This is a genomic window from Mycobacterium xenopi, from assembly GCF_009936235.1.
Taxonomy (GTDB): Bacteria; Actinomycetota; Actinomycetes; order Mycobacteriales; family Mycobacteriaceae; genus Mycobacterium; species Mycobacterium xenopi.
The window spans coordinates 1,601,828-1,615,413 of sequence record NZ_AP022314.1; the positions used below are offsets into that span (position 1 = coordinate 1,601,828).

15 protein-coding genes are annotated in these 13,586 nt (G+C 66.6%); 7 read left to right on the forward strand and 8 right to left on the reverse strand.

Annotation, left to right across the window (positions count from 1 at the left end; genetic code table 11):
• Positions 1-26 precede the first annotated feature (26 nt).
• Positions 27-866: a uracil-DNA glycosylase gene (locus MYXE_RS07545; RefSeq protein ID WP_169714215.1), complete on the forward strand. Its 840-nt coding sequence runs from the start codon at positions 27-29 to the stop codon at positions 864-866.
• A gap of 20 nt (positions 867-886) precedes the next feature.
• A complete protein-coding gene (locus MYXE_RS07550; protein WP_003922337.1) occupies positions 887-1,924 on the forward strand; it encodes an LLM class flavin-dependent oxidoreductase in 1,038 nt (345 codons plus the stop codon).
• On the opposite strand, the gene MYXE_RS07555 is transcribed toward MYXE_RS07550, so the two are convergent.
• The 3 genes from MYXE_RS07555 to MYXE_RS07565 are packed head-to-tail and all read right to left on the reverse strand — an operon-like array spanning position 1,921 to position 3,991.
• The gene (locus tag MYXE_RS07555) at positions 1,921-2,367 is read right to left on the reverse strand and encodes a nitroreductase family deazaflavin-dependent oxidoreductase (protein ID WP_085197692.1); all 447 of its coding nucleotides are present in this window, start codon (positions 2,365-2,367) and stop codon (positions 1,921-1,923) included. The genes MYXE_RS07550 and MYXE_RS07555 overlap by 4 nt on opposite strands.
• Positions 2,368-2,377: 10 nt before the next feature.
• Positions 2,378-2,806, reverse strand: coding sequence for an HIT family protein (locus MYXE_RS07560; protein WP_085197694.1), 429 nt, complete (start codon positions 2,804-2,806; stop codon positions 2,378-2,380).
• A gap of 24 nt (positions 2,807-2,830) precedes the next feature.
• Positions 2,831-3,991, reverse strand: a complete 1,161-nt coding sequence (locus MYXE_RS07565) for a MalY/PatB family protein (RefSeq protein WP_085197697.1) — start codon at positions 3,989-3,991, stop codon at positions 2,831-2,833.
• A gap of 39 nt (positions 3,992-4,030) precedes the next feature.
• Here MYXE_RS07565 and MYXE_RS07570 point away from each other — a divergent pair, with 39 nt between their 5' ends.
• Complete coding sequence (locus tag MYXE_RS07570; RefSeq protein WP_085197727.1) at positions 4,031-5,422, forward strand: amidase; 1,392 nt, start codon at positions 4,031-4,033, stop codon at positions 5,420-5,422.
• Here MYXE_RS07570 and MYXE_RS07575 read toward each other — a convergent pair.
• Positions 5,417-5,911 (reverse strand): DNA-deoxyinosine glycosylase, encoded by a 495-nt coding sequence (locus MYXE_RS07575; protein WP_085197699.1) that lies wholly within the window; start codon positions 5,909-5,911, stop codon positions 5,417-5,419. The genes MYXE_RS07570 and MYXE_RS07575 overlap by 6 nt on opposite strands.
• Before the next feature lie 40 nt (positions 5,912-5,951).
• Here MYXE_RS07575 and MYXE_RS07580 point away from each other — a divergent pair, with 40 nt between their 5' ends.
• The 3 genes from MYXE_RS07580 (at position 5,952) to MYXE_RS07590 (ending at position 8,129) form a co-directional block, all read left to right on the forward strand.
• Positions 5,952-7,082: an adenylate/guanylate cyclase domain-containing protein gene (locus MYXE_RS07580; protein WP_050947778.1), complete on the forward strand. Its 1,131-nt coding sequence runs from the start codon at positions 5,952-5,954 to the stop codon at positions 7,080-7,082.
• 199 nt (positions 7,083-7,281) lie between these two features.
• Positions 7,282-7,485: a hypothetical protein gene (locus MYXE_RS07585; RefSeq protein WP_039891040.1), complete on the forward strand. Its 204-nt coding sequence runs from the start codon at positions 7,282-7,284 to the stop codon at positions 7,483-7,485.
• 71 nt (positions 7,486-7,556) lie between these two features.
• Entirely contained in the window at positions 7,557-8,129 is a 573-nt protein-coding gene (locus MYXE_RS07590; RefSeq protein WP_085197701.1) for a hypothetical protein, read from the forward strand.
• 87 nt (positions 8,130-8,216) lie between these two features.
• Here the strand turns inward: MYXE_RS07590 and MYXE_RS25235 are convergent, their stop codons facing one another.
• Positions 8,217-8,495 (reverse strand): zinc-ribbon domain-containing protein, encoded by a 279-nt coding sequence (locus MYXE_RS25235; protein WP_415624462.1) that lies wholly within the window; start codon positions 8,493-8,495, stop codon positions 8,217-8,219.
• On the reverse strand, positions 8,423-9,562 hold the full coding sequence (locus MYXE_RS07600; RefSeq protein WP_161552058.1) for a S1 family peptidase: 1,140 nt from the start codon (positions 9,560-9,562) through the stop codon (positions 8,423-8,425). Before MYXE_RS07600 ends, MYXE_RS25235 begins: the two co-directional genes overlap by 73 nt.
• Here MYXE_RS07600 and MYXE_RS07605 point away from each other — a divergent pair.
• Positions 9,561-9,698 (forward strand): hypothetical protein, encoded by a 138-nt coding sequence (locus MYXE_RS07605; RefSeq protein ID WP_161552059.1) that lies wholly within the window; start codon positions 9,561-9,563, stop codon positions 9,696-9,698. The two genes, MYXE_RS07600 and MYXE_RS07605, sit on opposite strands and share 2 nt — an antisense overlap.
• A 117-nt stretch (positions 9,699-9,815) precedes the next feature.
• On the opposite strand, the gene MYXE_RS07610 is transcribed toward MYXE_RS07605, so the two are convergent.
• Both MYXE_RS07610 and MYXE_RS07615 read right to left on the reverse strand, forming a co-directional pair.
• Entirely contained in the window at positions 9,816-11,795 is a 1,980-nt protein-coding gene (locus MYXE_RS07610; protein ID WP_085197731.1) for an ABC transporter ATP-binding protein, read from the reverse strand.
• Between the two features lie 11 nt (positions 11,796-11,806).
• Positions 11,807-13,546: an ABC transporter ATP-binding protein gene (locus tag MYXE_RS07615; RefSeq protein ID WP_085197703.1), complete on the reverse strand. Its 1,740-nt coding sequence runs from the start codon at positions 13,544-13,546 to the stop codon at positions 11,807-11,809.
• Positions 13,547-13,586: the final 40 nt, after the last annotated feature.

The window sequence follows — 13,586 nt, forward strand, 5'->3', positions numbered from 1 at the left end:
GGTGCACGGGCGTGCACAGTAGAGCGGTGAGCCTCGCCCATCCCCGAACCGGCGCGCTGTTCGACTCCCCGGTGCCACCAGGAACCGGCTGGCCGGGCGATCCCGCGACATCCGAGACCCCGGCGGCGTCGACCCCGGCGCAAGTGATCGCGCTCGCGGACGCCGCTCGAACCCTGGCGGGGCTCGACGCTGTGGTGTCGGTGTGCCGAGCATGTCCACGCTTGGTGGAGTGGCGGGAGCACGTCGCGGTGACCAAGCGACGGGCGTATGCCGACGAGCCGTATTGGGGCCGGCCGGTCCCGGGCTGGGGCGCCGAACGCCCGCGGGTGCTGCTCGTCGGGCTGGCGCCCGCGGCGCACGGCGGCAACCGCACGGGGCGGATCTTCACCGGCGACCGCTCCGGTGACGTGTTGTTCGCCGCCTTGCACCGCGCCGGACTGGCCAACTCGCCGATCAGCGTCGACGCCGCGGACGGCCTCGCCCTCAATGGCACCCGGGTGGTGGCGGCGGTGCGCTGCGCGCCACCGGGCAACGCGCCGACGCCAACGGAGCGGGCGACCTGTGCGCCGTGGCTGGACGCCGAGTGGCGGCTGGCCGGGATCGACGTGCGGGCCATTGTGGCGCTGGGCAATTTCGGCTGGCGGGCCGCGCTGCAGATGGTGCGCGCAAGCGGCGCCCAAATCAGCAGGCCGACACCGCAATTCGGCCACGGAGCGCAGGCCAGACTGCGCACCGGCGAACGCGACGTCGTGCTGCTGGGCTGTTACCACCCCAGCCAGCAGAACACCTTCACCGGCAAGCTGACGCCGGCGATGCTCGACGACGTCCTCGGTCGCGCCGCGACGATCGCGGGACTATCGCGGTGAGCGGCGGCGTTGACAGCGTCGTGCGACTGTCTGTTCTCGATCTCGTCCCCGTGCGCACCGACCAGTCGACGTCGGATGCGCTGGCCGCTACGGTGCGGCTGGCTCAGACGGCGGACCGGCTGGGCTACACCCGTTATTGGGTCGCCGAACACCACAACATGCCGTCGATCGCGGCGACCAGCCCGCCGGTGCTGATCGCCTACCTGGCCGCGCAGACCACCCAGCTGCGCCTGGGATCCGGTGGGGTGATGCTGCCCAACCATGCCCCGCTCGCGGTGGCCGAACAGTTCGCGCTGCTGGAAGCCGCCGCCCCGGGTCGCATCGACCTGGGTATCGGTCGCGCGCCCGGCTCGGATCCGGTGACGTCGCTGGCGTTGCGCGGCCCAGCTGGCCGCGACGACCGCGACATCGAGAACTTCCCGGATTATCTCGACGACGTCGTGGCGCTGATGAGCGCGCGCGGCGCGCGGGTGCCGATCCGCAACCACGACTACATCCTCAAGGCCACCCCGGCTGCGGTCAGCGAACCGCGGCTGTGGCTGCTGGGGTCGTCGCTGTATTCCGCACACCTGGCCGCCGCCAAGGGGTTGCCGTACGTGTTCGCCCACCACTTCTCCGGCAAGGGAACCGAAGAAGCACTCGCCGTCTACCGCTCGAAATTCAAGCCCAGCAAGCTAGCCGCCGAACCGACGACATTCCTCACGGTGAACGCCGTGGTAGCCGAAACCCGCGACGAGTCAACCGCGTTGATGCTCCCCAACCTGCACATGCTGGCCCGCATGCGTACCGGGCAGCCACTCGGACCGCTGCAGCTGGTCGAAGACGCCGAAACCGACGAACTCACCCCCGACCAGCGGCGCATCGTCGCCAGCGGGCTCAAACGTGCCGTGGTGGGCACCGCGGTCGAGGCCGCCGACCAGCTGCGGGCGCTCGCCGAGCGGTTCGGCGTCGACGAGGTGATGGTCAACCCGGTCGCCTCGGCTCGCCGCGGCACGGAGCCGGCAAGCGCGCCGGGGCGGGAAAAGACGCTGGAACTGCTGGCGAAAGAACTGTTCTAGCGCGGCGTCAACACAAACACCGGGATGGGTCGCGACGTCTTGCGTTGATACCCGGTGTAGCGGTTGGCGTTGTTCTTGTTGACGATCTGCCACAACCGCAAATACTCGGCGTCGTCGGGATTGACCTGCTGCGCGCTCACCGGGAAACGCCTTGGGCCGACGTTGATTTCGCAATCCGGGTGCTTGCGCAGGTTGTGGTACCAGCCCGGGTACCGTGAGGCTCCGCCGTTGGAGGCCACGATGAGATACGAATCGCCGTCGCGCGCATACGTCAACGACGTGGTGCGCGGCTGCCCGGTCTTGGCACCGGTCGTGTGCAGCAGCAGGTTCGGCGGCGCGCCGGGTATCCGATGCCCGATCCAGCCGTTAGTTTTCCGGTAGATCAAGTTGTGGATCCGCAACAGCTGCGCGCCTGCCTGCTCGATCGGCGAGAGATGAGTCATGGGCCCAGTCTTACTGGCCGCCATCGATCCGCGCCAGCGCTTCCCGCAGGATCTGTCCGGTGGCTTCCCGGTCGGGGTCGCGGCGCAGCACCATTCCTTTGGCGAACGACAACTTGTCGCCGTTGCGCCGTGGCACCACATGCAGATGGATGTGCGACACGGTCTGGAAGGCCGCTTGCCCGTCGTTGATCGCAATGTGGGTGGCATCGGCCAGTTCGGTCGCCCGCGCCGCCCATGCCACCCGCTGGCCGATGGTGACCAGGCTGGCCAGCGTTTCCGGCGGTGTGTCGGTCAGGTCGGTGGTGTGCCGCTTCGGCAGCACCAGCGTATGGCCGCGGGTAAACGGACGAATGTCGAGGATGGCCAGGTATTCGTCGTCGTCGTAAATCTTGATTGCCGGCGCCTCTCCGGCCGCGACCGCACAAAACACACAGGACATGCGGTTACCGTACTGGCTCGGCCGTCAAGCCGGCATCGCGGCGGCCATCGCCGTAATCGCCCGGTCCAGGATGGCGCGGGTGGTGCCGAAGTTCAGCCGCGCGAAACCCGCACTCACCTTGGCGCCGAACGGGATTCCCGGGCTCAGCGCGACCTTGGCCTTGGACAGCAGATAGTCCGCCGGCTCGGCGGGCAGGTTCAGCGCGCGGAAATCCACCCACGACATGTAGGTGGCGTCCGGGGTATTGACCTTCACCCCCGGAATCAGTTCCGGCAGGCGCTGCGCCAGGTGGTCGCGGTTGGCTTTTAAGTACCTGAGCAGCTCGTCCAGCCACGGGCCGCCGCGCCGGTAGGCGGCGATGTTGGCGCGAATACCGACGGTGGATGCGCCCATCTTGTGCAGCATGTTGATCCGGTCCCATTCGGTGGCGTCGCGACGGTTGGACAGGATCACTTGAGCGCACATCAGCCCGGGCAGGTTCCAGCCTTTGGACGCCGACACCAGCGTGACCACCGTGTCGGCGGCCGCGTCGGAAACCGAGGCGGCGGCAACATGCGGTCGCTCGTAGACCAGCGGGGCGTGGATCTCGTCGGCGATCACTCGCGCGCCGTGCCTGGCCGCGATCTCGACGATGGCCCGCAGCTCCTCCGCGGTGAACGCCGTGCCCAGCGGATTGTTCGGATTACAGAGGATCAGCGATCCGGCTCCGCTGGCGAACGCCGCATCCAGTGCGTCCAGGTCCATCACGTACCGGCCGGAAACATCTTGCAGCATAGGGATTTCCGCTCGCTGTCGACCGGTGACTCGTAGCACGTCGAAGAACGGCATGTACGCGGGAACGGGCAACACGACCGGGCTTTCCGGGCGGGTGAGGAAATTGACGACGGCCTCCATGCCCTTGAGTACGTCGGGAACCACTCTTACCCAGTCGGCCTGCACGTCCCACCCATAGCGCCGTCGGCACCAGTCGGCGGTCGCCTGCGGCAGCTCGTCGTCAACGGGCGGATAGCCGAACTCCTCGTTGGCGACGCAGGCCCGCGCGGCGTCAACCACCACCGGCGCGGTGGGAAAATCCATCTCGGCAATCCACAGCGGCAATACGTCAGGTTCGAAGTAGTTCCACTTGATGGTTTTGCGTTGCCGCAGCCGCTCCTCGGTCAGCGCATCGAATCCCCAGTCGGTCATGTGCAGTAGTCTGCCGTGGCAACGCGATACGCTGCCGCGGTGGACCCCCGCGAGGTTGCTTTCGCCGGTGCGGCCCAGCAGGCGCAGATGCTGGCGGCCGGCACCATCACCGCTCCCGAACTGCTTGAGATCTATCTGGATCGCATCACGCGACTCGACCGCCAGCTTCGGTGCTACCGCGTGGTCATGGCCGACGCGGCGCGCCACGAGGCAGTCGCCGCGCAGCTCCGCCTAAACGCCGGCGAACGGTTGCCGCTGCTCGGGGTGCCGGTCGCGGTCAAAGACGACGTCGACGTCGCCGGAGAGCCTACGACGTACGGCACCTGCGCCCACGGCCCGGCCGCCAGCCGCGACGCCGACGTGGTACGCGCGTTGCGCGCCGCCGGCGCGGTGATCATCGGCAAGACCGCGGTACCCGAACTGTTGATGTTGCCCTTCACCGAGTCGCTGACCTACGGCGCGACCCGCAATCCGTGGGACATCTGCCGCAGCCCGGGCGGCAGCAGCGGTGGCAGCGCCGCCGCGGTGGCCGCCGGGCTGGCGCCGCTGGCGCTGGGATCTGACGGTGGCGGGTCGATCCGCATCCCGTCGACGTGGTGCGGTCTGTTCGGCCTCAAAACCCAGCGCGGCCGGATTTCGTTGGCGCCGCACGACGACGCGTGGTGCGGCCTGAGCGTCAATGGCCCGATCGCGCGTTCGGTGAGCGATGCGGCGTTGCTTCTCGATGCGACGGCGACCCTGCCCGGCCCCGACGGCGGATTCATCGGCGCGGCCGCGCGACACCCCGCACGGCTGCGAATCGCCTTGAGCACCAAGGTTCCACCGCCGCTGATCGTCAAGTGTGGTAGGGAGCAGCGCGCAGCGGTGCACCAAGCCGGTGATCTGCTTCGCGACCTCGGCCATCACGTCGTCACCCGTGACCCCGACTACCCGCCGGCGGCGGTCTCGGGCAACTATCTACCGCGGTACTTCCGCGGAATCTACGACGATGCGCGCACCCTGCCTTATCCCGAGCGGCTGGAGACACGCACCCGCAACATGGCGCGCATCGGTCGGCTGATCTCCGACCGGCGTATCGCAGCGGTGCGCGCGGGCGAGGCAGCGCTGGCCGCCAGGATCCAGTCGATCTTCGACGACGTGGACGTGGTCGTCACGCCGGCCACCGCCACCGGTCCATCTCGAGTCGGCGCCTACCAACGCCGCGGCGCAGTGTCGAGCCTGCTGCTGGCCGGACGCCAGGTTCCGTATTTCGAGATCTGGAACCTGACCGGCCAGCCCGCGGCCGTGGTGCCGTGGGGATTGGACCGCGACGGGCTGCCGCTCGCGATTCAGCTGGTCGGCCGACCCGACGACGAGGCGACACTGTTGGCGCTCAGCGCCCAAATCGAGAAGGCCAGGCCCTGGGCGTACCGGCGCCCGCCGGTGTCATGACAGCGAAATAACCTGCCACGCAGCCAGTTTCGTGTCGAAGGCGATAGTATTCGCCGGGCTGGTGGACGGTAGCCGTCGACAGTTGACCGGGGTGTCCACGTGGACCAGCCTGCGGAACATCGTGGCCGCCTTCTCGCCGTTGAAGTACACCCGGGTGATAGTCGGGTGATTCGCGAAAAGCTCGGCAAAGTCGTTGACGACCACGCTGCGCGGGTCGATCTTGGCGTCCGAACTGCCGATGCGCCGACACTTGTGCAGCACGTCCCACAGTGCCACCCCGTGCGATTGCAACGCGGCCAACCGACGTTCGTATGCTGCGCGGTAGTCGAATTCGAACAGCTCGCCGGTGAGGCGCCAGAACGTGTTGCGCGGATTGGCGTAATACTGACGAGCTGCCAGCGATTGTGCGCTCGGAAACGAACCCAGAATCAGCAGCCGAGCACCACGAGCGACCGCCGGCGGCAACCCCTCGAGCAGCGGCGTGGTCATCAACTCACATCATCCGCCGACGGCGTTATACGTTGACCAGATGAACGTGCCGGACGATTTGCTCGGCGGCCTGGAAGGCAAGGCGCGCGCCGAGCGCGCCGAGTTGATCGAATGGTTGCTCGACCACGGAGTCACCGTCGAGGAAATACGTGGCTCGTTCACCCCGATGTTGTTGGCCTCTCGGCGGCTGATCGGCGATGACGGCAGCTATGTTTCGGCCCGCGAGATCAGCGAAACCACAGGCGTCGATCTTGAGCTGCTGCAACGAATCCAGCGCGCGATCGGGCTGGCGCGGGTCGATGACCCCGACGCGGTCGTGCACATGCGGGCCGACGGCGTCGCTGCCGCGCACGCGCAACGGTTCCTTGAGGTCGGCCTCGATCCGGACCATTTGGTCCAGGTGGTGCGTGTTCTTGCCGAGGGCCTCTCGCATGCGGCCGAGGTGATGCGCTACACCGCGTTGGCCGCCATTCTCGAACCCGGCCTAACCGAGCTGGACATCGCAAAGCGCTCCTATGAGCTGGTCAGCCGGATCGCGCCGCTGCTGGGTCCGTGGATTGAGGACATGCTGTTCATGCACCTGCGGCATCAGATGGAGACGGAAGCCGTCAACGCCAGCGAGCGAGCCGCGGGAGCGCCGCTGCCCGGAGCGCGCCACGTGGCCGTGGCTTTCGCCGATCTGGTCGGCTTCACCCGCCTCGGTGAGGTGGTGCCACCCGAGGAGCTGGTGCAGCTCGCCGAACGGCTGGCCAACCTCGCCCGAGACGTGGCGGTCCCGCCGGTGCGATTCGTCAAGACGATCGGCGACGCGGTGATGTTCGTCAGCCCTGATGCGGTTCCGCTCCTGGACGCGGTGCTCAAGCTTGTCGAGATCATCGACACCGACAACGAGTTTCCACGGTTGCGGGCCGGTGTCGCCGCCGGGCCCGCGGTAAGCCGGGCCGGCGACTGGTTCGGCAGCCCGGTCAACGTGGCCAGCCGGGTCACCGGCGTGGCCCGGCCCGGCACGGTGCTGGTCGCCGAGTCGGCGCGGGAGGCGATCGAGGCGGACATCGACGCCGTCGGGTTCAGCTGGTCGTTTGCCGGCGCGCGGCGCCTGAAGGGCATCAAGGGGGAGGTAAAGCTGTCTCGCGCCCGGCGCGGGCAGAGCCGCGAGGGTGGGCCGGCGTGAGCACGGCGTCAGCACAAATAAAGGCAGACCCGGAGGGCACTTGGGCGCGTCTCCATACATCCTGCGCGGCCGGCTCTAACCCTATGCCGACACTTTGGATCAGCCACTTCCGGGTCTGCTTCGGTCATAAAGTTACGCCATCCGGCCCGACGTATCAATGGTTTTCACCGCACAGACCGAAGTCTGGCATCCTGGCCACATGCCGGGTAAGGAGATCGACCCGATACGAGCTCGTAGCGCGCTGGAAGTCGTCAGACAACATCCGGCGATGGTGTTGTTCGCGGCGTCGCCGGCGATAGCCGCTGTCGCCGCGGTGTGGGTTTTGGCCGGTGTGGGCTGGGCGGTGGTCCTGTTGCTGGCGCTCTCCGTGGCCGGCGGGGTGGCGGTCCTTCGTAAGCACTGAGGGCTCGGCGTGGTTGTTCGCTCGTGGAGAACGGCTCACCATCGGTCGTGTAATGATGTAATCATGTAATCATGAAACGTCATCACATGCATGGGCGCCGGTACGGCCGGCCCGGTGGCTGGCAGCAGGCCGATCAGCCCGACGCCAGCGACGCCGCGGAGTGGTTCGCCGGGCGCCTACCCGACGACTGGTTCGAGGGGGATCCCACCGTCATCGTCGACCGCGAGGAGATCACCGTCATCGGCAAGCTGCCCGAACCGGAAAAGCCGGACGAAGACAAAGGGGAAAGCGGCGCCCGTCTATCGGGGCGTGTCTCGCGTTTCCGTGAGGAAACCAGGCCCGAGCGCATGAACATCGCCGACGAGGCACAGGCCCGATACGGGCGCAAGGTCTCATGGGGCGTCGAGGCCGGTGGTGAGCGAATCCTGTTCACCCACATCGCGGTACCGGTCATGACGCGGCTGAAGCAGCCCGAGCGTCAGGTGCTTGACACCCTGGTCGACGCCGGCGTGGCCCGGTCCCGCTCCGATGCGTTGGCCTGGGCGGTCAAGCTGGTCGGCGAGCACACCGAGGAGTGGCTGGCCAGGCTGCGTGAGGCGATGGCAACAGTCGACGACCTGCGTGCGCAGGGCCCGGAGCTGTAGGTCGGGCGCAGCGAACTGACCACGCAAGCAGTGCAGCTCGAATACCGCCGACTACCAATCGCTTTGGCTATCTGCCGCGTCGGACGCTCAACTCAACGGCTTGCCGCACTGCGGACAGAAACGAGCCCCTGGGCTGTGGGCGGCCCCGCACGAGCCACAAAAATTGCCTACGTTTCGTGTCGGAGTTGTCATCGTGTCACCGCCGCTCCACTGGCTGGTTCCAGTCGGCGTCGGTCCGGGTGGACCTGCGCTGGCGCCCGGCGGCGCGGTAGCCGGGGCCGGTGGGGTCTGGCTCATCGGAGCGGTCGGCCCGGGAGCTTGACCGGGCATCCAGCCCGGCACGGGCCCGGGCGCCGGCCCTGACATCGGGTAGCCGGCGATCGGAGCACCGCCGCTCCCGCGAACTGCGGAGTACGCCGGCGCCGCAGCAGCAGTAGCAGCAGCCCGACGACCGCCGCGCCGATCAGCACCGCAGCGCCGATCAGGTACCACTGCATTCCTGAGCCGGCCTTGGGCGGGGCCGGAGGCTTGACCAGGGTCACGTTGTGCGACACCAAAAATGACCGCAGGTCCGGGGTATTGGTGATGAAGTTGAAGCCGGCTTGGGTGGTCAGGCCCCGGCTGTTGACGCCGACGACTTGACCGTCCTTGTTGACGGTGGGCCCGCCGGACATACCCGGGGCGAGTTCGGTGCTCACCTCGATTTGCACCACGCCCGACGGGGTCACTTGGTTGCTGGAGATCGTGCCGGTCTTGAACGAGGCTCGAGCAATCTGGCTCTGGTCGGCGATGTCCTGCAGATCTCCGGGGAAGCCGATCGAGGTCACCGGGTCGCCCACTTGGGGTGCATTTCCGGCAATGACCAACCCAGGGGTCTGCTTGCTCAGGTTGGGAACGTGCAGCAGGGCGATATCGCCTGCCTCAGGAGCTTTGACATCGACAACTTCCACTGTGGTAGGGCTGGTGATGGTCGCACCATCGACGCCGTTGGGCTGGATAGCCCGCACGCTGCGATCGGGAGGCGATCCACCCAAGTCGCCTTCGACACGCCAGTTGGCGTACGCCTGGTCCTTTAACTTGGTCGCTTTCTGGTCCTGTAGATAGCCGTCGAGAAGGACGAGGCGGCCTTGTCCGGGATCCACGCAGTGTCCGGCCGTGACAATCTGCGCCGAGGTACTGGCATACCAGCCGGTGCAGGTCACCGAATACTTGAGTTTCTCTGTCCAGTAACCTTCTCCGGCCGCGTCGGCACTGGGCGGGACCTGGATCGAGCCGCTCCATTGCGTCTGCAGAAACACGATGGATTTCTCCAAGCTGGCCAGCGCCTCTTTGTTGTCGGATCTCGCGGGCGGCGCTGCGGTCAACGCGACGGCGGCGGTCAACACGAAAACCGCGAGCAAGTGTGCCGAATTTCTGGTGAGCGTAGCCCTCATGGCCATTCCTTTATTCAATGGATGTGCTGAATTCCGGCAACCGTGGCCGGGTGGATGGGGAAACGTCACCGATCACTGGCAAACAGCCGCGGTCACCACCGCCCATTTCGCCACCTCGCTGGTCGACGCGGGGTGATAGCGGCCATCCCGTATCGGGTTAGCGCACGTACCCCGAACGACGGAAGTGTACGTGGGCGCATCGACCCGTGATGCCAAATTGCCAAGACTCTTTAGCGCGGCCGCAGGCCGCGCGCTATGCCCGGGTCATGGCGTAGTAGGCGCCGCGGCGGGCCAGTAACTCAGCGTGGCTGCCGCTCTCGACGATGCTGCCGGCTTGCATCACAAGAATCTGGTCGGCGTCCCGAATTGTCGAAAGTCGGTGGGCGATGATAAAACTCGTGCGGTCGCGCCGAAGCTCATGCATCGCTTGCTGAACAAGTAATTCGGTGCGGGTATCCACCGAGCTGGTCGCCTCATCGAGGATTAGCAGCTGTGGGCGGGCTAAATACGCGCGCGCGATGGTGATCAGTTGCTTCTCGCCGACGCTGATGTTGGCGCCGTCGTTGCTGATTCGCGTCTGATATCCGTCGGGCAGCGTGTGAACGAACCGGTCGACGTGAGCCGCCTTGGCGGCTTCGACGATCTCATCGCTGCTGGCATCCGGGCGCCCGTAGGCGATGTTGTCTGCGATCGTGCCGTCGAACAGCCAGGTGTCTTGCAGCACCATGCCAATACGTGACCGCAACGACTGACGGCTCACCGACGCGATGTCGACCCCGTCGACCAAAATCCGTCCCGCATCCACGTCGTAGAACCGCATCAGCAGGTTCACCAGCGTGGTCTTGCCCGCCCCGGTCGGTCCGACGATCGCGACCGTGCTGCCCGCATCGGCGACGAAGGACACATCGCGGATCACCGGCGTGCCCGGGCGGTAAGCGAAACTCACATGCTGGAACTCGACCCGGACACCGGTCGAACGCTCAACCCTTGCCGAAACCAAGTGCGCGGCTGGTCTCGGCGTGGCCGGCGCCCGGCTCGTATTGTCAGCGGGCGGCATTTCACCGTTGGGCGGAGGCAAGGCAACCGCGCGGTCAGCGGGTTCCTCTGTCGCGTCGAGGAATTCGAAAACCCGCTCGGCGCTTGCCACTCCGGATTGCAGAGTGTTGTACATGGCCGCCAGCTGGGTCAGCGGCTGGTTGAACTGGCGCACGTACTGAATGAAAGCCTGGACGCTGCCCAGCGTGATCTGCCCGGTGGCCACCTGCAGGCCGCCGACCACCGCTACCGCGACAAAGCTGAGGTTGCCGATGAACATCGCCGCGGGTGACAACAGACCCGAGACGAACTGCGCGCCGAAACTTGCCCGGTAGACATCGTCGTTGAACTCGCGGAACTGCTCTTGCGCACGGGCCCGGTGGCCGAACGTCTTCACCACCGTGAAACCGCTGTACGTCTCTTCGATGTGGGCATTGAGCCGCCCGGTGTTCGTCCACTGGGCAACGAAGAGCCGCTGCGAACGCCGCGCGATTATCCGGGTGACGGCTATCGACAGCGGCACCGTCAGCAACGTTATCCCGGCCAGCAGCGCAGAGATCGACGCCATCATCGCCACCACGGCCACCACCGTCAGCACCGCGCTCAGCAGCTGGCTGATCGTCATCGAGATCGACGTCTGGACGTTGTCGACGTCATTGGTGACCCGGCTGAGCAGCTCGCCGCGCTGCCGAGTGTCGAAGAACGACAGCGGCAACCGGTGCACCTTGTCCTCTACGTCGCTGCGCAGCGTGCGCATCGTCCGCTGGATGGTAAGGTTGAGCAGCCTTGCTTGCACCCAAAATAGCGCCGCTGCAACAAGATAGATGGCCAACGCCAACGCGAGTGTGCGGCCCACCGCGCCGAAGTCCACGCCGCGGCCCGGCACCACGTTCATCCCGGACAGCAAGTCGGCGAACGTGTCGTTGCCCCGGGCGCGGGCGGCGGCGACGGCCTGGTCCTTGGTGATCCCGGCCGGTAGTTGTCGGGCGATCACACCGTTGAACAGGAGATCGGTGGCATGACCCAGTACGCGGGGTCCGACCACCGAAACCGCGATGCCGGCTATCGAGAGCGTAACCACGGCAGCGGCCAGCCACCGTTGGGGGGCAAGACGTTTCATCAGCCGGATGGCCGAGCCCAGGAAATCGCGGGACCGCTGTGCGGGGGCTTGAACCGCTCCACGGATGGGCCTTCTCATCGCCAGGGTCACTACGCGCCCCCAACCCTCGCGCAGAGCGATTGCGACTCGACGAATTGGGCGTAGGTTGGGCACTCGGCCACCAACGAGCTATGTGTACCGACGCCGACCACCCGGCCGTCGTCGACGACGATCACCTGGTCAGCCTGAGCAATGGTCGAAATCCGCTGCGCCACAATGATCATCGTCGAATCAGCTGATACTTCACGCAACGCTGCACGGATTCGAGCGTCGGTGTGCACGTCTAGTGCGGAAAACGCGTCGTCGAACAAGAAGATCGCGGGACGGCGAATCACCGCGCGCGCGATCGCCAGTCGTTGCCGCTGTCCGCCGGAGAAGTTCACGCCGCCCTGAGCCACGCGCGTCTGCAGCCCGTCGCCCGCGGTCACGAATCCGTCGGCGTCTGCCACCCGCAGCGCATCCCACATCTCGTCGTCGGTCGCGTCGGCCCTTCCGTAGCGCAAGTTGTCCGCCACGGTGCCCGAGAACAAATAGCCGCGCTGAGGGACCAGCCCGATCGCCGACCACAGCCGTTCGATGTCGTAGTCGCGAACATCGACGCCGTCGATGAGCACGGCGCCGTCGGTCACGTCGTAGAGTCGGCAGATCAGCGATATCAGCGTCGACTTTCCCGAACCGGTGCTGCCGACGACGGCGGTGGTGGTGCCGGGCGGTGCGGTCAGCGAAATATCCTGCAACACAGGCCGATCAGCGCCCGGATAGCTGAATGTGGCGCCGTCCAGTCGCACCACTCCGGTCACACCGGCGGCCGGAAACAGCGGCGCCGGGGGATTTCTGACGGCGACGCCCGTCGACAGCACCTCGGTGATCCGCTCGGCACACACCGAGGCCCGCGGCAGCATCATCAGCAGCATGGTGGCCATCAGCACCGCGATCAAAATCTGCATGAAGTAGGACAGAAAGGCGACCAGCGAGCCGACTTGCATCTGGCCGTGGTCGATGCGCAGGCCGCCGAACCAGATCAGCGCGACGCTCGAGCAGTTGATGGTCAGCGTGGTCACCGGCAGCATCAACGCCTGCCAATTACCGGCGGCCAGCGCGGTATTCGACAGCGCCAGGTTGGCTTGGGCGAACCGGTCCCGCTCGAACTGCTCACGTGTGAACGCCCGGACCACCCGGACACCGGACAGTTGGTCGCGCATCACCCGGTTGACGCCGTCGATCAGCTTTTGCATGCTGCGGAAGATCGGCAGCATGCGGGAGATGATCCCGTAATTGGCCAATCCCAGCACCGGAACGCTGACCAGCAGCAGCCACGACAACCCGGCGTCTTGGTGGACGGCCATGACGATCCCGCCGATACACATGATCGGCGCGGTGACCAGCACGGTGCAGGTCAGCTGCACAAGGAGCTGGACCTGGCGAACGTCGTTGGTAGTGCGGGTCAGCAGCGTCGGTGCGCCGAAGCGGGCGGTTTCGTGCTCGGAGAAGGTGAGGACGTGACCGAACATCGCCGCCCGCAGATCCCGGCCGAATCCCATCCCGGTGCGTGAGCCGAAGTAGACGGCGCCCACCGAGCACAGCACCTGCAGACCTGTGACCGCGAGCATCAGGCCGCCGAGCCGCACGATGGTGGCCGTGTCGCCCCTGGCGACCCCGTCATCGATGAGGGTGGCGTTGACCGTCGGCAGGTACAGCGAAGCCAGGGTGCTGATCATCTGCAGCGTCATCACCGCCGCGACCAGCCATCGGTATGGCCGGGCATAGTGGCGCAGCAGTGTCAGCAGCACCTGGTAACTGTTGCACAGCTCACGCCGGCGAGTCCGGACG